This is a genomic window from Azospirillum sp. TSH58, assembly GCF_003119115.1.
Taxonomy (GTDB): domain Bacteria; phylum Pseudomonadota; class Alphaproteobacteria; order Azospirillales; family Azospirillaceae; genus Azospirillum.
Map to the genome: position 1 here is coordinate 71280 of NZ_CP022366.1, position 18721 is coordinate 90000.

Sequence of the window (18721 nt, forward strand, 5' to 3'; positions counted from 1 at the left end):
ATGGGCTTCGCCGCCCTGCTGGCCCTGCCGCTCGCCATCGTGGCGCTGACGATCGCGGGCGTGCTGGGCGCCCTGCTGGCCCGCCTTCCCCCGGGCGATCTCTGGGCCGCCCTGACCGCGGCGGAGACGCTGTTCGCGCTGCGGCTGTCGGCGCTGACCTCCGTCGCGGCGCTGGGGATCGCGCTGGTCCTCGGCCTGCCGGCCGCCTATCTGATGGCGCGGCGGCGCTTTCCGGGCAAGCTCCTGCTCGACACGCTGCTCGACGTGCCGCTGATCATGCCGCCGCTGGTCGCCGGGCTGGGGCTGCTGTTCCTGCTCGGGCGCAACGGGCCGTTTCCGGCGCTGGGGATGGAGTTGCTGTTTTCCCCCGCGGGCGTGGTGCTGGCCCTGGCCTTCGTCTCCACGGCGGTGGTGGTGCGCACCGCCACGGCGGCCTTCCGATCCGTCGACCGGACCTACGCCGTCGCGGCGCAGTCGCTGGGCGCCACCCCGTGGGCGGTGTTCTGGCGGGTGGAGCTGCCGCTCGCCGCCAGGGGCATCGCGGCGGGGGCCGTGCTGGCCTGGGCGCGGGCGCTGGGCGAGTTCGGCGCCACGCTGATGGTCGCCGGGGCCACCCGCCTGAAGACCGAGACGCTGCCCATGGCCGTCTTCCTCAACATCGCGACCGGGGAAACCGGCATCGCCGTGGCCTGCGCCATCCTGCTTCTGGCGGCGGCGCTGCTGATGCTGGTGGCGATGCGGCTGCTCGGCGCGCGGCGGAACGACAGGCTCAGCCGCGGGTCCGCAGCCGGTTGCGGACCCGCTTGAGCGGCTGCTTCAGCTCCATCGCGTCGAGCAGCCCCACCGCCGCCTGCCGCAGCGACGCGGCGGCGCCCTTCACCGCCCGGACCGGACGGGGCTCGGGAGAGCCACGCTCGGATTGGCCAAAATCCGGCTGGATGGCGCGCACCCGCTCCTTCAGCCGCTCCAGCCACTCCCCCTCCACCTTGTGCTGGCGGGCGTAGTCGAGGATGGAACGGAGTTCCGCCGCCTGCGGCTCGTTGCGCACGGGAATCCCGGCGATGCGCGCCGGGTCCAGCGGCCCGTCGAAGCAGTCCGGGGCGATCACCCCGGCCGCGGCGAAGTTCATCCGGGTGCGCACGCATTTCTCGCACACGCCGCAGTTCCGGAACTGCTCCGCCCCCTCCCAGCAGACGCGCAAGGAACGCACCGCCTCCGGATGGGCGGCGACCGCCGCCGCCTTCTCCGTGCGGGAATAGGCGGCCCCGTCATGGACGATGGAGAAGCCGTCGCCGGACAGCAGATGATCGGCGATCGGCGTGGTGCCGTAGGGGATGACCAGCGCGTCGTAGGGCTTGGTGCTGCCGATCAGCCCGAACTCGAACTCCGCCGCGTGGAGGTGCAGGCAGGCCGCCAGCTCCGCCGCGTGGGAGTCCTGCCAGTTCTGGAGATGCAGCTCCTTGCTGTTGGTCCGCACCACGCGCAGGTCCAGCCCGACCAGCTCGCGGAAGGGCCGGGTGCGCTCGACCAGCCGCTCGAAATCCTCGGGCCGGTCCAGCTCCACGTCGAATCCGTGCACCATGAGGAGCGCGCCGACATGGTGGCGGCGTTCCGGCGGCAGGAGAAGCCGATGGCGCAGGATGGTGAAGGTGCTGTCCAACCCGCTGGAGTAGGCGGCGATGGCCCGCCGCCCCGGCTTGGGCTCCGTGCGGTCGACGACCGTTTCCGGGATGATCTCCACCGTGCGGTAGCGGTCCGGACGCCAGCGCCGCCACACCCCCTGGAGCGTGTCGATGTTGTGCAGCGCCGTCCGCGTCAGCGGCCCGTGCACATGGACGGGGAGGCCCCGCTGCATGGCGTGGAACAGGACGGCCATGACCGACCCGTCCATCGGCCGGTCCACCAAGGTCCCGGCCGGGTCCTCGAACTCGTAGACCACGCGGTCCCGGCGGCGGGCGCCGTCCTCGGACAGCAGGACGGTGCGGCGGACCAGACCGCCGCTCGCCGTCTCCTCGAATCCGATGTGCAGCCCCTTGCCCGCCATGCGTCCCGACGCCTTCTCCAGCCCGTGTTCCGGGAAGACAGACGGATGCGGGGCGCATTCGTTCCCAGGGGTCCTATCGTTTCCAGCCGGTGAGCCAGCTGTCGATGTAGTTGGTCAGCTTGCCGTAGGAGTTGTCGCGCACCTGCACCGGGAGCCCCATCATCAGGCCCAGCAGCATCCCGTGCAGGCGGTTGGTCACAACCGCGTTGGCCGCGCCGAAATGGGCGACGGCCTTGCGGACCAGCCGGTCGCGGATGGGATACCAGCTGCGCAGCGGATCGGCCGGGAGCGGCACCGCGTCGTCCAGCCGGATCAGCCGGGCGGCCAGCGCGAAGCCGGCGAAATCCTCCGGCCCGCACAGATCCTCCCAGTCGAAGACCGGCGAGTCCTGGCGCAGCCAGTGGCGCCCGGCGCATTCCTGGTCGCGCCGGGCCATGACGAGCAGGGTCGTGTCGTGGGCCGGGCGGACCGGCGTCAGACGCGTCGGGTAGCGGGTCAGGTAATGGGCGAGGTCCGGCACCTGGATCGCCCGCTCCCCCAGAAAGGGCCGCACCAGATCGAGCGACGGCGCGTCCCGCGCCATGAAGACCAGATTGCGGTGGGCCGCCCAGCGCTTCATGTCGTGGCGCAGCCGGTCGTGGTCGCGGTAGTAGACGGTCTGCGGCAGCAGCACGATGCGGCTGGACGGGAAACTCTCCAGCACCTTCTGCCGGAACGTCTCGTGATGGGGGTAGAGGTCGCCGAAATTGCCGCCGCCGTGCAGCAGGATCGCCGCCTGCCCGTCGCGCTGGCGGCGCAGCAGGCGCCGGGCGTTGCCCAGCGTCACCCGCTCGCGAATCTCCACCCCGCCGTCGGTGAAGAGGGTTTCCGCCGCCTGGTTGATCAGCAGGTCCCCGACGTTGAGATGGACCGGGATGTCCGCATAGACGGCCGGTCCGCTGCCCAGATGCGGCAAAACCGTGTCCCGCACCCGCAGCGACAGCGCCTCCAGGGCCGCAAGATCCGGGTCCAGCCACAGGTCCGCCGCACCGGCGGCACCGCCGGCAGACCCGCCACCAGACCCGGCGGCCGAGCGCCCCCCGGCACCGCCGTCATAACACCACGTATCCATGGCCAATGGCCGCCCCCGCAGAAGATTGGTCCCGGAACATTGGTTGCCGCCCCCGGAGATGGAAGAGAAGTGACACGTCCCGGTCCAATGTGAATGGGAGTGATGCGTGAAAGTTCGCTCCCAAAGGAATGCCCCTGGATTCGCCGATTTCACCCGTCCGAACGGGCATGGAGCATTTGCGGTAACCTTTCCGGCGCGGTCGGGCCGCGCCGGAATATTCGTGTTCATATGGTTTGGTCGCACACCAATTCGGTCATCATCCCCGTCGCCATGTGCAGAAGGTTGTGGCAGTGCAACGGCCAGCGCCCCGGATTGTCGGCATCGAAGGCGATGGTGGCGGAACCGTTCATCGGCACCAGCACCGTGTCGCGCACCGCCCCGGCCAGCGCCGTCCCGTTGAGCGCCGTCACCTGGAAATGCTGGCCGTGCAGGTGCATCGGGTGGGCCATCGGGCTTTCGTTGACCATGGTGACCGTCACGCGCTGCCCCTTGCGGACGGTCAGCGGCCGGTGCTCGCCGAAGGGCCGGTCGTCGATGGTCCAGACATAGGGGGCCATGCCGCCGGTCAGCCGGATGGTGAAGGCCGCGTCCACGGGGCGCGGCGCCAGGGGGTCGAGCGCCGTCAAGCGCCGCTCCAGCGACAGGTCCACCGGCCCGGCGGCGCCGTCCGCGAGGCCGGCGATTCTGCCCACCGCCGCACCGGGGGTGGCGAGGACGATGCCGGTGCGCTGGCGCTCCCCCTCCCGCTGCGCCAGGATGGGGAAGGCGCCGTTCTCGGCGGGAAGCTGGACGAGGATGTCCAGCCGCTGCCCCATGACCATGCCGAAGCGCCGCCCGGTCACCGGCTGGACAGGATTGCCGTCCGCCGCGACCACCGTGCCGTCGAGCGCGCCGAGGTCGATGTGGAAGGCCGTCGAGGTCGCCCCGTTGATCAGCCGCAGGCGGACCCGCCCGCCGCGCTCCACCCGCACCACCTCCGGGTCGTCGAGCGTGCGGTCGTTGGCGAGGTAGGCGTCATACTCCACGTCGTTGAGGTCCATGGCGGCCATGGTCATGCCGGCCATTCCCTTCATGTCCCCCATCCCCTTCATATCCCCCATCCCCTTCATATCCATGGAGTGGTTCATCATCGGCGTGGCCCCGCCATGCCCGCTGCCATGGCCCCCGTGATCGCTGCCATGGCCACCACCGTGATCCATGCCCCCATGATTCATGCCGCCGGTCAGCCCGGCGAGGACCTCGGCGGGGTCCTTGAAGGTGAAATCATGCAGCAGCACGGTGACCTCCTGAGCGTCCTCGCGCCGGTCATCGGCGGTGCGGACGATCAGCGGGGCCGCCATCAGCCGCTGCTCCTGAAGGCCGTGGTGCGAATGCATCCAGTGCGTGCCGGGCCGCGGCTCGAAGTCGTAGCTCTGGCTGGCGCCGTCGCGGATCAGCGGGCGGTTCGCGTCGGCCACGCCGTCCTGGGCGTAGGGCGGGGTCATGCCGTGCCAATGGATGACCGCGTCCTCCCCGGCCCGGTTCGCCAGATCGACCAGGAAGCGCTGCCCCGGATCGAGGAACAGGCCGGAAGTGCCGTCCGGCTGGCGGATGCCGAAGACGGAGGCGGGCTTGCCCATCACCTCCAGCACCCGCCGCTCGACGGCGAGGCGGAGGGGAGCACCGGCCTGTGCAGGGCGTGCGACCGCGGGAATGAGGGTGGAAAGGCCGCCCAGCGCGGCGGCCGAAGCCGCGGACGCCAGGAAACGGCGGCGGGTCTGAAGAATCGTCATGATGCGGTGGTCCGTTTTCGGGGAAATGCCGGCCCTTGGCGCGCCACGAAGGCGCAGCCCGGGCGTGGATGTCCGGTCAAACGGCCAGGCGCGGTGGTCTGAGGGCCGGCGGCGGACCGATTCCCTCCGGCAACAGGCTGGTCGGCCGGAAGGGTGCCGAAAGGTGGAATGGCGGCATCGGAAAAGCCACCGTGGTGGCGATGCCCGACAGCAGCATCGGGCAGGCGCCGCAGGACAGCCCGGTCTTGCCCGCGCAGGCGTCGTCCGCCGGGGGCGCGTGGTCGGCATCGCCCACCCAGACGCCCGCGGCCGGTGGTGGAGCCGCGGAGGCGGCGTGGCCCTGACCGTGGGCACCGGCGTGGGCATGCGCCTGCGCGGGGGCCGGCGCGAACAGCGCCAGCGCGGCCAACATCAGCAGCCCCGCCACCAGCCGCCCGATCGGCATCCTCCAGCCAAGGGGGCATCCACCCCGCGCCATCGCCGTTTCCCGTTCCTGCACCGGCATCACCGCGCACAGTCTCCACCTTCCAGCGGCGGGAAGGTCAAGCGCAAATTCGCGCCGCGGTCCCGGCCCGCTCACCGCCCTGGACAGCCCGAACGCACCATGGTATCTCCAGCCCGAACAAAGTGAGTTAGTACTCACTTATGCCATAAGGTTAATCATGGGACGGCTGGACAACTCGGCCCGGCGCGCGGCGATCATCGACGCGGCCCTTCCGCTGTTCGCGCGCAAGGGATTCGCCGCCACCACGACGAAGGAGATCGCTCAGGCCGCCGGCGTGTCGGAGGCGCTGATCTTCAAGCATTTCCCCAGCAAGGCCGCGCTCTACGAGGCGATCTTCCGCTCCTGCGTGGACGGGGACGAGGATCTCGCGAAGCTGCTGGCGATGCCGCCGAGCACGGAGACGCTCGCCGCCTACGTCCAGGCGATGGTCAGCTGCTACGTCAGCGAACTGCCCAGCGACCGCGACACCATGCTCCCCCGCTACCGGCTCTACTTCATGAGCCTGCTGGAGGACGGGGAATTCGCCCACATGGTGCGCCGCTGGATGTCGGAGCACATCGCGCCGCCCTTCGTGGCCTCGCTGCGCGCCGCCCGCGACTCAGGCGACCTCATCCCCTCGGCCCCGGTGGATGAGAACGCCTTCTGGCTGGCGGAAATGCTGGGATCGACCCTGGCCACCATTCACCTGCCGCCGACGCCGCTCGTCCCTTCCCTGGCCGAGCCGCGGCGCACCATCCGCGACGCGGTCGCCTTCATCCTTCGCGGCCTCGGCCTGCGGGAGGAAGCGGTTGCGCTTTACACGCCTTTATTGCATTGCACCCAATCAACAGAACCAGAACCGACCTGTTCGAGAGAGGCTGATCGTGACGAGTGACATCGACCATTCCGCTCACGCGCCAGAGCGGACCACCGCACGCCGTCCGGTCACCCGCGGGCGGCTGGCGTTCCGCATCATCATCATGGCCGTCATCCTGGCCGTGCTGTTCGGCGGCCTGTACGCCTTCAACAACTTCCGGAACAAGGCCATCGCCGACTTCTTCGCCGGCAACAAGCCGCCGCCGACCCCCGTCTCGGTCGCCGAGGCGACGGCGCAGTCCGTTCCCAAATACACCACCGCCATCGGCACCCTGACCGCCAGCCGGCAGGTCACCGTGGCGCCGGAGGTGGTCGGGCGCGTGACCCAGATCTTCTTCGAATCGGGCGCCACCGTGAAGGCCGGCGCGCCGCTGGTGCAGCTCAACGACGCCCCGGATCAGGCCGACCTGCTGGCCTACCGCGCCCAGGCGAAGCTGGCCGAGAACAACCTGCAGCGCGCCCGCAACCTGCTGCGCAACCAGGCCGGCCCGCAGGTCACCGTCGACCAGAACCAGGCCCAGCTCGACGAGGCCAACGCCAACATCAAGAAGACCGAGGCGCTGATCGCCCAGAAGCTGATCCGCGCGCCCTTCGACGGCGAGCTGGGCATCCGGCAGGTGAATGTCGGCGAGTATGTCAGCGCCGGCGGCCCCGTCGTCACGCTGACCGACCTCGCCAACCTGTTCGTCGACTTCACCCTGCCCGAGCAGGCGCTGAGCCAGATCCGCGTCGGGCAGCCGGTGCTGATCTCCGCCGACGCCGCCCCCGGCGCCAACTTCGACGCGGCGATCTCGACCATCGAGCCGCAGGTCAGCCCGGACACCCGCGCCATCAAGGTGCGCGCCACGCTGAAGAACCCGGAGCGCAAGCTGCTGCCCGGCATGTTCGCCAACATCCGCGTCGTCCAGCCGCCGGCCCAGAACCGCATCGTCGTTCCGGAAACCGCGGTGGACTACACGGTCTACGGCGACAGCGTCTTCGTCGTCGCCGCCCAGAAGGACGACGAGGGCAAGGACGGCCACATCGTCAAGCGCGTTCCGGTGAAGACCGGCGACCGCTTCGACGGCAAGGTGGAGATCCTCGACGGGGTGAAGCCCGGCGACCGGTTGGTGTCCTCCGGCCAGCTCAAGCTGAACAACGGCGCCGCCGTGGTGCCGACGGAAGCGAGCGCGCTGGTGCCGCCGCAGACCGTTCCGCGCAACTGAGGACCCGGCCATGTCATTCACCGACATCTTCATCCGACGGCCGGTCCTGGCGCTGGTGGTCAGCCTGCTGATCCTGCTGGTCGGCGTCCGATCGCTGACGGATCTGCCGATCCGGCAGTATCCGGAGCTGCAGAACACCGTCATCACCATCACCACCTCCTACCCCGGCGCCTCCCCCGACCTGATGCAGGGCTTCATCACGACGCCCATCGAGCAGGCGGTGGCGACGGCGGAAGGCATCGACTACATCACCTCCTCCTCCACCCAGGGGGTGAGCCTCGTCACCGCCTACATCCGGCTGAACTTCAACCCCAACGTCGCGATGACCGACGTGATGTCGAAGGTGCAGCAGGTCAAATACCAGCTCCCGCGCGAAGCCAACGACCCGGTGATCCTGAAGTCCACGGGCGAGACGACCTCCATCCTCTACATGGGCTTCGCCAGCCCGGAGCTGTCCGGGGCGGCCATCTCCGACTACCTGACGCGCGTCGTGCAGCCGCTGCTGTCCACCGTGTCCGGCGTGGCCGAGGCGCAGATCCTGGGCGGGCAGACCTTCGCCATGCGCGTCTGGCTCGACCCCGACCGGATGGCCGCGCGCAACATCGCCGCCGCCGACGTGCGGGCGGCGATCCAGGCCAACAACTACCAGTCCGCCCCCGGACAGGCGAAGGGCGTCTTCGTCGTCTCCAACATCACCACCAACACCGGCCTGACCGACGTCGAGCAGTTCCGGCAGATGGTGGTGAAGTCCAAGGACGGCGCGCTGGTCCGCATGAAGGACATCGCCCAGATCGAGCTGGGCGCGCAAAGCTCCAACGCCAGCGTGTCGATGAACGGCCAGCAGGCGATCTTCATCGGCATCAACTCCACGCCGACCGGCAACCCGCTGACCATCGTGGAGGACATCCGCAAGCTGGTGCCGGAGCTGGAGCGCAACCTGCCGCCGTCGCTGAAGATGGAGATCGTCTACGACTCCACCCGCTTCATCCAGGCCTCCATCGACGAGGTGCAGAAGACGCTGCTGGAGGCGGTCGGCATCGTCATCGTGGTGATCTTCCTGTTCCTGGGCTCCTTCCGCTCGGTGCTGATCCCCATCGTGACCATCCCGCTGTCCATCGTGGGGGCCGCGACGATCATGCTGGCGATGGGCTTCAGCCTGAACCTGCTGACGCTGCTCGCCATGGTGCTGGCCATCGGCCTCGTGGTGGACGACGCCATCGTGGTGGTGGAGAACGTCCACCGCCATCTGGAGGAGGGAAAGTCGCCCGTCGAATCCGCGCTGATCGGCGCGCGGGAGATCATCGGGCCGATCATCTCCATGACCATCACGCTGGCCGCCGTGTACGCCCCCATCGGCTTCCTCGGCGGGCTGACCGGCGCGCTGTTCCGCGAGTTCGCCTTCACGCTGGCGGGGTCGGTCATCATCTCCGGCGTGGTGGCTTTGACGCTGTCGCCGATGATGTGCTCGCTCCTGCTGACCCGCGACATGAACGAGGGCCGCTTCGCCCGCTTCGTCGACCGGACCTTCGAGAAGCTGTCCGGCTGGTACGGGCGGCGGCTGGCCGGCGCGCTGGACTACCGGGCGGCGACCCTGCTGTTCGGCTTCGGCGTTCTGCTCAGCGTCGGCTTCCTCTTCGCCAACACCATGTCGGAGCTGGCGCCGGAGGAGGACCAGGGCATCCTGTTCGGCATCACCAAGGGGCCGCAGTACGCCAACCTCGACTACATGGACGCCTACGGGCGCGAGATGGACGAGGTGTTCACCCACTATCCGGAGACCGACACCCGCTTCGTGCTGAACGGCCTGCCGACGCTGACCCAGGGCTTCGCCGGCATGATCCTGAAGCCGTGGGACGAGCGCACCCGCAGCGCCAAGGAACTGCAGCCGCTGGTCCAGGCCGATCTCGGCAAGGTGGCCGGCACGCAGGTGTTCCTGGTGTCGCCGCCGGCCCTGCCCGGCTCCACCGGCGGCCTGCCGGTGCAGATGGTCATCAACAGCCCCGGTGACTACCAGACCATCTTCAACGCCATGGAGCGGATCAAGACCGCCGCCATGGAAAGCGGGATGTTCATCGTCACCGACAGCGACCTGCAGTTCAACAGCCCGGTCGTCCGGCTGCATGTCGACCGGTCGAAGGCGGCGGACCTCGGCCTGTCCATGCAGTCGATCGGCGACACGCTGGCGGTCCTGGTCGGCGGCAACTACGTCAACCGCTTCAACCTGAACGGCCGCTCCTACGAGGTCATCCCGCAGGTGCCGCGCGACAAGCGCCTGACGCCGGAGACGCTGACCCGCTACTACGTCACGGCGGGCAACGGCGCGCAGATCCCGCTGTCCACCGTCGTCTCGATCGAGATGGCGACGGAGCCGAACGCCCTGACCAAGTACAACCAGCTTCCCTCCGCGACCTTCTCCGCGGTGCCGATGCCGGGCGTGACGATGGGTCAGGCCGTGGACTTCCTGGAGCGGCAGGCCCGCGAGATCCTGCCCGCCGGCTTCGGCCATTCCTACCTGTCGGAGTCCCGCCAGTACGTGACCGAGGGCAGCCAGCTGATGGTCACCTTCGTCTTCGCGCTGGTGGTGATCTATCTGGTGCTGGCGGCGCAGTTCGAATCGCTGCGCGACCCGCTGGTCATCCTGATCTCGGTGCCGATGTCGATCTGCGGGGCGCTGCTGCCGCTGTTCTTCGGCCTGTCCACCATGAACATCTACACCCAGGTGGGTCTGGTGACGCTGATCGGCCTGATCAGCAAGCACGGCATCCTGATGGTGGAGTTCGCCCGCGAGATGCAGATCAACGAGCGGGTGGACCGCCGCACCGCCATTGAGCACGCGGCCCGCGTCCGCCTGCGCCCGATCCTGATGACCACGGCGGCGATGGTGGTGGGCCTCCTGCCGCTGCTGACCGCCGCGGGGGCCGGTGCGGCCAGCCGCTTCTCCATCGGTCTGGTGATCGTGTCGGGCATGCTGATCGGCACGCTGTTCACGCTGTTCGTCCTGCCGGCGGTCTACACCGTGCTGGCGAAGGACCACTACGCGGCGTCGGTGTCCCGCCGCGCGCGGGAGATCGCGGCGGCCTCGCAGTAACCGCCGTCGGACTGTACTCTTGAAAAAAGCCCCCCTCGCCCGGCAAGGCGAGGGGGGCTTTTTCCTTGCCAGCCCGCGTTTATCGGGGCAGAGCCGCGGCCACGGCGGCGGAAAGCGGCGTGGTCGGGCGCCCGATCAGGGCCGACAACCGGCGCCCGTCGTCGAACAGCGCGCCCTTCGACGCGTCGACGTCCCAGGAGGCGATGCCCTTCGCGAAGGCGTCCGGGAGGCCGAAGCCGGCGAGAATGGCGGCGTAGTCCGCCTCCGGCAGGTTCCGGTAGGGGATGTCCGTGCCGGACTGGCGGGAGATTTCCGCGGCCAGATCGGCCAGAGTCACCGCCTCGTCCCCGGCAAGCTCGTAGGTCTTGCCCTCATGGCCGCTGCCGGTCAGCACCGCCACCGCGGCGTCGGCGTAGTCGGCGCGCGTGGCCGAGGAAATCCGCCCGTCGCCGGCGCTGCCGATGAAGGCGCCCCCGGCCAGCGCCGCGCCGACCGAGCCGGTGTGGTTCTCGGTGTACCAGCCGTTGCGCAGGATCGTGAAGGGAATGCCCGACGCCTTGATGTCCGCCTCCGTCGCGCGATGCTCCTCGGCGAGGCTCAGCGGCGAGCGGTCGGCGTGGAGCAGGCTGGTGTAGACGATCCGGCCGACGCCCGCCGCCTTCGCGGCGTTGACGACGTTGCGGTGCTGCGCCGCCCGCTGCCCGATCTCGTTCGACGAGATCAGCAGCAGCGTGTCGACGCCGGCCAGCGCGCGGGCGAGCGCGTCGGGATTGCCATAGTCGGCTTCGCGGGCCTCGACCCCCAGGTCGGCGGCCTTGGCGGGGGAGCGCGCCAGGGCGACGATGCCGGAGGCCGGAACCGTCTCCTTCAGGCGGGCGATGACGAGGCGGCCAAGCTGGCCGGTGGCACCGGTGACGGCGATGGTCATGGGTCGGGTGTCCCGTTTGCGGTTGGGTGGTGACCATCTACCTAAGGCACTTGCTTACTTTTCGTAAGTACGTACATAAATGTAAGTGTGAAGATTTTTTCCAACGGGAGGGCGGCGATGCCGGAACCGGACGATGGCTACATTCCGCTGCCGCTGTCAGAGCGCATGCAGCGCGGCGACCTGATGGCGGCGGCCTGCCCCTCGCGGGAGGTGCTGAAGCACGTCACCAGCCGCTGGGGCGTCCTGGTCCTGATCGCCCTGGAAAGTGGAACGCTCCGCTTCAGCGAACTCCGCCGCACCATCGGCGGGGTCAGCGAGCGGATGCTGGCCCAGACGCTGCAATGGCTGGAGGGCGACGGGCTGGTCAGGCGCACCGCCCACGACGTGGTGCCGCCGCATGTCGACTACAGCCTGACGCCGCTGGGACGGGAGGCCGCGGAGAAGGTGCGCCTCCTCGCCGACTGGATCGAGTTCAACCTGCCGCGAATCGCCGAAGGCTGGGCGAACCGGCAGGACGCCTCTGCGGACTGAACCCGTCTTCCCCCAAAAAAAACCGCCGGACGCGAGGGGGTGCGTCCGGCGGTGCCAAGTGTTTGGGAGTTGACCTCAGCCGGACACGGCGGCCTCTTCAGGCAGCGCCGCCGCCGTCACCCCCAGCCGCTTCGCGACGCCCGCGCCATAGGCGGGGTCCGCCGCGAAGAAGTGCTTCAACTGGCGCTGCTGGATGAAGCCCGGCGCCTCTCCCAGCGCGTTGGCGATGTTGTCCATCAGCCGCGCCTGCGCCTCCGCTCCGATCAGGCGGAACAGCGCGCCGGCCTGGGCGTAGTCGTCGTTGCCCTCGCGGTGGTCGTAGCGGGCGGCGTCGCCGGCGATGCGCAGCGGCGGTTCGGCCACCGCGCGGTTCTGCACCGGCCCGCCGAAGCTGTTCGGCTCGTAGTTCGGGCTGCCGCCGCCGTTGCCGTCGAAGCGCATGGCCCCGTCGCGCTGGTGGTTGCGGACCTCCGCGGCGTGCGGGCGGTTGACCGGCAGCGCCTGATGGTTGGCGCCCAGCCGGTAGCGGTGCGCGTCGGCGTAGGCGAACAGCCGGCCCTGCAGCATCTTGTCCGGGCTGAAACCGATGCCGGGGACGACGTTGGCCGGGCTGAAGGCGGCCTGCTCGACCTCGGCGAAGTAGTTCTCCGGGTTGCGGTTCAGCACCAGTTCGCCGATCTCGACCAGCGGATAGTCGGCGTGCGGCCACACCTTGGTCAGGTCGAACGGGTTGATGCGGTAGGCGTCGGCCTCAAGCTCCGGCATGATCTGCACCGACACGGTCCAGGCCGGGTAATCGCCGTCGCGGATGGCGGCGAAGAGGTCGCGGGTGGCGTGGTCGGGATCGACGCCGGCCATGCGCACGGCCTGCTCCGCCGTGAAGTTCTGGATGCCCTGGCGGGTCTTGAAGTGGTACTTGACCCAGAAGCGCTCGCCCGCCGCGTTGATCCAGGAGAAGGTGTGGCTGGAGAAGCCGTCCATGTGGCGGTAGCCGCGCGGCGTGCCGCGGTCGCTGAACAGGATGGTCAGCTGGTGCATCGTCTCCGGCGACAGCGAGAAGAAGTCCCAGACCGCGGTCGGGTCCTTCAGGTTGGTCGCCGGGTTGCGCTTCTGCGTGTGGATGAAGTCCGGGAATTTCAGCGGGTCGCGGATGAAGAAGACCGGCGTGTTGTTGCCGACCAGATCGTAGTTGCCGTCCTCGGTGTAGAACTTGACGGCGAAACCGCGCGGGTCGCGCTCGGCGTCGGCGGAGCCCTTCTCGCCGCCGACGGTGGAGAAGCGCAGGAAGACTTCCGTTTCCTTGCCGACCGCCGACAGGAATTTGGCCGCGGTGTAGGGCGTCACGTCCCGGGTCACCCGGAACACGCCGTAGGCGCCAGCCCCCTTGGCGTGGACCACCCGCTCCGGAATGCGTTCGCGGTTGAAGTGGGCCAGCTTCTCGATCAGGTGGAAATCCTGCATCAGCACCGGACCGCGCGGGCCGGCGGTCAGCGAATTCTGGTTGTCGGCGACGGGAATGCCGGCGGCGGTGGTCAGGGTGCTCATGGCTCAACTCCTTGCGTTTCTTATCGGTCGGCTCGTCCGCTTTGCCCTCTGGTTATCCCGCCGCGTCGTTGATATATCCAAGACATCGTTTCAAATGCTTCGATAGCTTGATCCTATGAATCTCGCCGGCCTGTCCCTTCGCGATCTGGAATATGTGGTGGCGGTGGCCGAGCAGCGGCATTTCGGCAAGGCGGCGGAGCGCTGCTCGGTCAGCCAGCCGTCGCTGAGCGCGCAGATCCGCAAGCTCGAAGACCTTCTCGGCATCCCCCTGTTCGAGCGGACGAGCCGCCGCGTGCTGCCCACCGCGCAGGGGGAGGTGGTGATCCGGCAGGCCCGCGTCGTCCTGGAGGAGGCGCGCCGCCTGCTGGCGCTGGCCCGCGGGACGGCGGGTGCCCTGCACGGTCCGCTCTCCATCGCGGCGATCCAGACGCTGGGGCCGTACCTGTTCCCCCATGTCCTGCCCGCGATGCGCCGGCACCTGCCCGATGTCCAACTCGTGCTGTCCGAAGGCCGCACCGACGGCCTGCTGGAGGAATTGCGCGAGGGGCGGCTGGACGCGGTCCTGCTCGCCCTGCCCGTCGAGGCCGAGGGGCTGACCTGCGACGCCCTGTTCTTCGAACCCTTCGTGCTGGCCCACCCCACCGGCCACCGGCTGGAAAGCCTGCCCTCCATCGCCCTGGCCGACCTCGACCCCGGCGAGCTGGTGCTGCTGGAGGAAGGACATTGCCTGCGCGACCAGGCGCTGGCCGCCTGCGGCGCCACCACCCGCGGCATGCGCCACGCCACCGGGCTGGAGACGCTGCGCCACATGGTCGCCAGCGGCACCGGCTACACGCTGATGCCGCGGCTCGCCACCGGCGACGGGGAGGCGGCGACGGTGGGCGGTCTGGTCGCCTACCGCGACTTCCAGGGCGACCCGCCCGGCCGCACCATCGGTCTGGTCTGGCGGGCCAGCGACCCGCGCGCCGCCGGCTTCCACGCGCTCGCCCAAAGCCTGCGCGACGCCACCCCGCCCGGCCTGCGCCGGATCGACGGCTCAGCCGATTGCTGAGTCCGGCTCCGCCATGAAGGCGAGGTGGTGCAGGACGATCCCGCTGGTCGTGGCGACGTTCAGGGAATCGAAATCCGGCGCCATGGGAATGCGCACCGTCCGCGTCCGCGCCAGCACGGACGCCGGCAGGCCCGGCCCCTCCGCCCCCAGAAGCAGCGCCGCCCGCTCCGGACGGCGCAGGCCCGCCAGCGTCACCGCCCCCGCCGGGCTCAGCGAGATGGCCGCGAATCCGTGCCGTTCCAGCAGGGCGACCGGGTCGGTCCCCGCCGGAATCCGGACGAAGGGCACCCGCAGCGCCGCCCCGACCGACACGCGGATCGCCTTGCGGTAGAGCGGGTCGCAGCAGCCGGAATCGAGCAGCACCGCGTCCACCCCGAAGGCCACCGCGTTGCGGAAGATGCCGCCCACATTGTCGTGGTTGCCGATCCCGCAGAGCACCAGCACGGTCGCCCGCGGCCCCAGCCCGGCCAGCAGCGCGTCCGGCTCCGGCATCGGCGCCGCCCGACCCAGCCCCAGGATGCCGCGGTGCAGGGGAAAGCCGGCGATGGCGTCCAGAACCTCCTGCCGGGCGCTGTAAACGGGCACCGCGGCGGGCAACGCCTCCAACATCGGCGCCAGCCCGGCGATCCGTTTGTCGGCGATCAGCAGCGACAGGGTCTCGTGGCGCGAAGCGGTCAGCAGGGTCCGCAGCACCACCGCCCCCTCGGCGATGAAGCGCCCCTCCCGCCCCACGAGGTCGCGCTCCTTCACGTCGCGGTAGGCGGCGATCCGCGGGTCGTCCGGGTCGTCGATAGGGATGATTGAAGGGGGAATGATGGATGGCATGGGCGCCTGTGTAGCGCCCCAGCCGCCCCACCGGAAGACCGGAAAGCATGGTGCCGGTGTGAAGGGCGCCACTTCACCATCGGCCAAAGCCCGCTAGACAGGTCCGGCAACGCGGGGCGGCAGTCCCCGCCCGAACGGAGGAATCGCCCATGCCGACCCTGTCCGCCGTCCACGCCTTCGGCGCAACCCTGCCGAAATCACTCACCGCCGCCCTGCTGGGAGCCTGCCGCAAACTGAGGGAGCGCCGGAACCGGCGGGCCGCGGTCGCCCCTGGCCGCCTTGACGACCGATTGCTGAGGGACATCGGCGTCAGCCGCAGCGACCTGATGGCCGCCGAACGCCTGACGAAGCCGCCCCGGCGCAGCGGGGGCCGCTGAACCGGCGCTTACGACTTGCCCGCCGGGGTCACCCGCAGGATCTCGCCGCTGTTCTCGTCGGTCAGCAGATAGAGCGCGCCATCGGGACCCTGGCTGACCTGCCGGATGCGCTTACCCAGATCGCGGAACATGCGCTCCTCGTGCTTCACTTTGTTCCCGTCGAGTTCGAGCCTGACGACCTCCTTGGTCGCCAGCCCGCCGTTGAACAGGCTGCCCTTCCAGCCGGGCACCGTGTCCGCCGTGTAGAAGGTCATGCCGGAGGAGCCGATGACCGGGGTCCACTGGTACACCGGCTCCTCCATGCCGGGGGCGCTCGACTTCCCCGTGCCGATTGGCGTCCCGTTGTAGTTCACGCCGTAGGACACCACGGGCCAGCCGTAATTCTTCCCCGCCTCCGGCACATTGACCTCATCGCCGCCGCGCGGGCCGTGCTCGTTGATCCACAGCGCGCCGGTCTGCGGGTTCAGCGCGGCCCCCTGGATGTTGCGGTGACCGTAGGACCAGATTTCCGGCAGCGCGCCGGACCGGTTCACGAAGGGGTTGTCGGCGGGCACGGAGCCATCGCGGTTGATCCGCACCACCTTGCCCAGATGCGAGTCGAGATCCTGCGCCTGCGTCCGGAACTGCTCCAGCGAGCGTTCGCCCAGCGTCACATACAGGTGGCCCTGGCGGTCGAAGACCAGCCGGGACCCGTAATGCATGCGGCTTTCCACCTTGGGCTTCTGCGAGAAGATCACTTGGACGTCGGTCAGGGCGGTCTCGTCGGCGTTCAGCGCGCCGCGCGCCACGGCGGTGGAGTTGGTGCCATCCTCCGTCCCAGGCTCGGAAAAGCTGAGATAAACGAAGCGGTTCTGCGCGAAGTCCGGGTCCAGCGCCACGTCGAGCAGGCCACCCTGCCCTCGGTCGTCGACCTTCGGCACGCCCTTCACCGGGCCGGACACCGTGCCGTCCGGCGCCACGATGCGCAACCGGCCGTCCTTCTCGGTCACCAGCATCCGCCCGTCGGGCAGGAAGGCCAGTCCCCAGGGATGGCTGAGGCCGCTGGCAACGGTCTTCACCGACACCATCGCCTTTTCGGTTTTGAACACCTTGTCCACGGCGCTCGCGTCGGTGACGCTCAGGCAAGCCGCAAGGGTGGTGGCGGTCATCAGGGCGGCGGTTCGGCCCATGCGCATTCCTCGTCCTCCCGCATCGTCGCTTTCGATGGGTAGGTGGGGGCGCCACGGCCACGAACAAGACGCCCGGCCCCTAGTTTCCCTCTTTGATCCCCTCCCCCGCTCCGCGGGGGAGGGTTAGGGTGGGGGCCCGTGCCGACACCCCAGGCACAACAAACACAACGAAAAGCCGGCGCTTCCCACAGGGAAAAGCGCCGGCTTTGTCGTTCATGAAGCCGATTGTCAAGTGTGTTTGAAGCCTTGTCCGTCCACGTCCTGGCTGGTTTGGCGTGTGCCGTGGTGACCTGGCGGCGACCTACTCTCCCACGTCTTAAGACGCAGTACCATCGGCGCTGAGGCGTTTCACGGCCGAGTTCGGAATGGGATCGGGTGTTGGGAGCCTCGCCATGACCACCAGGTCACCAAGGCACACGCGAACCATCCAGACAGGGACGGCAGAGGTGTCAATGATCGAGGACGTTTGCGTTCTTGCATTCTTGCGGTGTTGGCTCGTGCGCCCAGGGCTTGCCGCTGCGCGCGGGCCGCCTGCTGGGAAGGATCAAGCCGATCGAGCGATTAGTAAGGCTCAGCTTCAGGCGTTGCCGCCCGTCCACATGCCTCCTATCGACGTGATGGTCTGTCACGGCTCTCAAGGGAGTTCTGGTTTAGAGGTGGGTTTCCCGCTTAGATGCTTTCAGCGGTTATCCCGTCCATACTTAGCTACCCGGCCATGCCACTGGCGTGACAACCGGTGCACCAGAGGTATGTCCATCCCGGTCCTCTCGTACTAGGGACAGATCCTCGCAAAACTCCGACACCCACGGCAGATAGGGACCGAACTGTCTCACGACGTTCTAAACCCAGCTCACGTACCACTTTAATCGGCGAACAGCCGAACCCTTGGGACCTGCTCCAGCCCCAGGATGTGATGAGCCGACATCGAGGTGCCAAACGACTCCGTCGATATGGACTCTTGGGAGTCATCAGCCTGTTATCCCCGGCGTACCTTTTATCCGTTGAGCGATGGCCCGTCCACATGGAACCACCGGATCACTATGGCCGACTTTCGTCTCTGCTCGACTTGTCTGTCTTGCAGTCAGGCGGGCTTATGCCATTGCACTCGTCGAGCGATTTCCGACCGCTCTGAGCCCACCATCGCGCGCCTCCGTTACACTTTGGGAGGCGACCGCCCCAGTCAAACTACCCGCCATGCAGGGTCCCGGCTCCGGATCAACGGAGCGCGGTTAGATGCCAGAGACCTCAAGGGTGGTATTTCAAGGTTGGCTCCGCCCGAGCTGGCGCCCGGGTTTCCTAGCCTCCCACCTATCCTACACATGAGATCCCTAGCACCACTGCAAAGCTGTAGTAAAGGTGCACGGGGTCTTTCCGTCTGACCGCGGGTACTCCGCATCTTCACGGAGAGTTCAATTTCGCTGAGTTGGTGTTGGAGACAGCGGGGAAGTCGTTACGCCATTCGTGCAGGTCGGAACTTACCCGACAAGGAATTTCGCTACCTTAGGACCGTTATAGTTACGGCCGCCGTTTACCGGGGCTTCAATTCGGAGCGTGAACCCCTCCTCTTAACCTTCCGGCACCGGGCAGGCGTCAGACCCTATACGTCGCCTTGTACGGCTTCGCAGAGCCCTGTGTTTTTAGTAAACAGTCGCCACCCCCTGGTCTGTGCCCCCCGCCCGCGCTTGCGCACGAACGGGGCCCTCTTCTTCCGAAGT

15 protein-coding genes and 2 rRNA genes (1 of these 17 running past the window's edge) are annotated in these 18721 nt (G+C 68.6%); 7 read left to right on the top strand and 10 right to left on the bottom strand.

Going from position 1 to position 18721, the window contains the following annotated elements; genetic code table 11:
- Positions 1-807 carry an ABC transporter permease gene (locus TSH58p_RS18985; RefSeq protein ID WP_109072329.1) on the top strand — a complete coding sequence of 269 codons (807 nt, stop codon included), beginning with the start codon at positions 1-3 and terminating at the stop codon, positions 805-807.
- Here TSH58p_RS18985 and TSH58p_RS18990 read toward each other — a convergent pair.
- From TSH58p_RS18990 to TSH58p_RS19005, 4 genes are all read right to left on the bottom strand, one after another.
- Complete coding sequence (locus tag TSH58p_RS18990) at positions 770-2044, bottom strand: hypothetical protein (RefSeq protein ID WP_109072330.1); 1275 nt, start codon at positions 2042-2044, stop codon at positions 770-772. The two genes, TSH58p_RS18985 and TSH58p_RS18990, sit on opposite strands and share 38 nt — an antisense overlap.
- Before the next feature lie 73 nt (positions 2045-2117).
- Positions 2118-3155, bottom strand: coding sequence for a polysaccharide pyruvyl transferase family protein (locus TSH58p_RS18995; protein ID WP_109072331.1), 1038 nt, complete (start codon positions 3153-3155; stop codon positions 2118-2120).
- Positions 3156-3379: 224 nt separating this feature from the next.
- The gene (locus TSH58p_RS19000) at positions 3380-4927 is read right to left on the bottom strand and encodes a multicopper oxidase family protein (protein WP_109072332.1); all 1548 of its coding nucleotides are present in this window, start codon (positions 4925-4927) and stop codon (positions 3380-3382) included.
- A 76-nt stretch (positions 4928-5003) separates the two neighbouring features.
- Positions 5004-5372, bottom strand: a complete 369-nt coding sequence (locus TSH58p_RS19005) for a hypothetical protein (RefSeq protein ID WP_247874273.1) — start codon at positions 5370-5372, stop codon at positions 5004-5006.
- A gap of 217 nt (positions 5373-5589) precedes the next feature.
- Between TSH58p_RS19005 and TSH58p_RS19010 the strand changes: the two genes are divergently transcribed.
- From TSH58p_RS19010 to TSH58p_RS19020, 3 genes are read left to right on the top strand one after another with little or no spacing between them, the layout of a single operon-like run.
- On the top strand, positions 5590-6306 hold the full coding sequence (locus tag TSH58p_RS19010) for a TetR/AcrR family transcriptional regulator (RefSeq protein ID WP_109072333.1): 717 nt from the start codon (positions 5590-5592) through the stop codon (positions 6304-6306).
- Entirely contained in the window at positions 6296-7492 is a 1197-nt protein-coding gene (locus tag TSH58p_RS19015) for an efflux RND transporter periplasmic adaptor subunit (protein WP_109072334.1), read from the top strand. The genes TSH58p_RS19010 and TSH58p_RS19015 overlap by 11 nt, the downstream gene beginning before the upstream one ends.
- A 10-nt stretch (positions 7493-7502) precedes the next feature.
- Positions 7503-10580, top strand: a complete 3078-nt coding sequence (locus tag TSH58p_RS19020) for a MexW/MexI family multidrug efflux RND transporter permease subunit (protein ID WP_109072335.1) — start codon at positions 7503-7505, stop codon at positions 10578-10580.
- Positions 10581-10659: 79 nt separating this feature from the next.
- Here the strand turns inward: TSH58p_RS19020 and TSH58p_RS19025 are convergent, their stop codons facing one another.
- A complete protein-coding gene (locus TSH58p_RS19025; protein ID WP_109072336.1) occupies positions 10660-11508 on the bottom strand; it encodes an SDR family oxidoreductase in 849 nt (282 codons plus the stop codon).
- A gap of 117 nt (positions 11509-11625) precedes the next feature.
- Here TSH58p_RS19025 and TSH58p_RS19030 point away from each other — a divergent pair, with 117 nt between their 5' ends.
- A complete protein-coding gene (locus TSH58p_RS19030) occupies positions 11626-12039 on the top strand; it encodes a helix-turn-helix domain-containing protein (RefSeq protein WP_109072337.1) in 414 nt (137 codons plus the stop codon).
- A gap of 75 nt (positions 12040-12114) precedes the next feature.
- Here the strand turns inward: TSH58p_RS19030 and TSH58p_RS19035 are convergent, their stop codons facing one another.
- Complete coding sequence (locus TSH58p_RS19035; RefSeq protein ID WP_109072338.1) at positions 12115-13584, bottom strand: catalase; 1470 nt, start codon at positions 13582-13584, stop codon at positions 12115-12117.
- Positions 13585-13699: 115 nt separating this feature from the next.
- Here TSH58p_RS19035 and TSH58p_RS19040 point away from each other — a divergent pair, with 115 nt between their 5' ends.
- Positions 13700-14635, top strand: coding sequence for a LysR substrate-binding domain-containing protein (locus TSH58p_RS19040; RefSeq protein ID WP_109072339.1), 936 nt, complete (start codon positions 13700-13702; stop codon positions 14633-14635).
- Here the strand turns inward: TSH58p_RS19040 and TSH58p_RS19045 are convergent.
- Positions 14621-15460, bottom strand: coding sequence for an RNA methyltransferase (locus tag TSH58p_RS19045; protein WP_109072340.1), 840 nt, complete (start codon positions 15458-15460; stop codon positions 14621-14623). The two genes, TSH58p_RS19040 and TSH58p_RS19045, sit on opposite strands and share 15 nt — an antisense overlap.
- Positions 15461-15609: 149 nt before the next feature.
- On the opposite strand from TSH58p_RS19045, the gene TSH58p_RS19050 reads away from it, so the two are divergent.
- Positions 15610-15837, top strand: a complete 228-nt coding sequence (locus TSH58p_RS19050; protein ID WP_109072341.1) for a DUF1127 domain-containing protein — start codon at positions 15610-15612, stop codon at positions 15835-15837.
- A gap of 8 nt (positions 15838-15845) precedes the next feature.
- Here the strand turns inward: TSH58p_RS19050 and TSH58p_RS19055 are convergent, their stop codons facing one another.
- The 3 genes from TSH58p_RS19055 to TSH58p_RS19065 all read right to left on the bottom strand — a co-directional run.
- Positions 15846-17006, bottom strand: coding sequence for a PQQ-dependent sugar dehydrogenase (locus TSH58p_RS19055; RefSeq protein ID WP_109072344.1), 1161 nt, complete (start codon positions 17004-17006; stop codon positions 15846-15848).
- A gap of 288 nt (positions 17007-17294) precedes the next feature.
- Positions 17295-17410, bottom strand: a 5S ribosomal RNA gene (gene rrf, locus TSH58p_RS19060).
- 136 nt (positions 17411-17546) lie between these two features.
- Positions 17547-18721: ribosomal RNA gene (locus tag TSH58p_RS19065) — 23S ribosomal RNA — on the bottom strand; it runs 1584 nt beyond the window's last position.

Excerpts from the sequence above, each read along its gene's own strand:
- TSH58p_RS19040 (WP_109072339.1), top strand. The coding sequence starts at position 13,700 with ATGAATCTCGCCGGCCTGTCCCTTCGCGATCTGGAATATGTGGTGGCG.
- TSH58p_RS19005 (WP_247874273.1), bottom strand. The coding sequence starts at position 5,372 with ATGCCGATCGGGCGGCTGGTGGCGGGGCTGCTGATGTTGGCCGCGCTG.
- TSH58p_RS19030 (WP_109072337.1), top strand. The coding sequence starts at position 11,626 with ATGCCGGAACCGGACGATGGCTACATTCCGCTGCCGCTGTCAGAGCGC.
- TSH58p_RS19050 (WP_109072341.1), top strand. The coding sequence starts at position 15,610 with ATGCCGACCCTGTCCGCCGTCCACGCCTTCGGCGCAACCCTGCCGAAA.
- TSH58p_RS18990 (WP_109072330.1), bottom strand. The coding sequence starts at position 2,044 with ATGGCGGGCAAGGGGCTGCACATCGGATTCGAGGAGACGGCGAGCGGC.
- TSH58p_RS19000 (WP_109072332.1), bottom strand. The coding sequence starts at position 4,927 with ATGACGATTCTTCAGACCCGCCGCCGTTTCCTGGCGTCCGCGGCTTCG.
- TSH58p_RS19035 (WP_109072338.1), bottom strand. The coding sequence starts at position 13,584 with ATGAGCACCCTGACCACCGCCGCCGGCATTCCCGTCGCCGACAACCAG.
- TSH58p_RS19010 (WP_109072333.1), top strand. The coding sequence starts at position 5,590 with ATGGGACGGCTGGACAACTCGGCCCGGCGCGCGGCGATCATCGACGCG.
- TSH58p_RS19055 (WP_109072344.1), bottom strand. The coding sequence starts at position 17,006 with ATGGGCCGAACCGCCGCCCTGATGACCGCCACCACCCTTGCGGCTTGC.
- TSH58p_RS18995 (WP_109072331.1), bottom strand. The coding sequence starts at position 3,155 with ATGGATACGTGGTGTTATGACGGCGGTGCCGGGGGGCGCTCGGCCGCC.
- TSH58p_RS19045 (WP_109072340.1), bottom strand. The coding sequence starts at position 15,460 with ATGCCATCCATCATTCCCCCTTCAATCATCCCTATCGACGACCCGGAC.
- TSH58p_RS19025 (WP_109072336.1), bottom strand. The coding sequence starts at position 11,508 with ATGACCATCGCCGTCACCGGTGCCACCGGCCAGCTTGGCCGCCTCGTC.
- TSH58p_RS19020 (WP_109072335.1), top strand. The coding sequence starts at position 7,503 with ATGTCATTCACCGACATCTTCATCCGACGGCCGGTCCTGGCGCTGGTG.
- TSH58p_RS18985 (WP_109072329.1), top strand. The coding sequence starts at position 1 with ATGGGCTTCGCCGCCCTGCTGGCCCTGCCGCTCGCCATCGTGGCGCTG.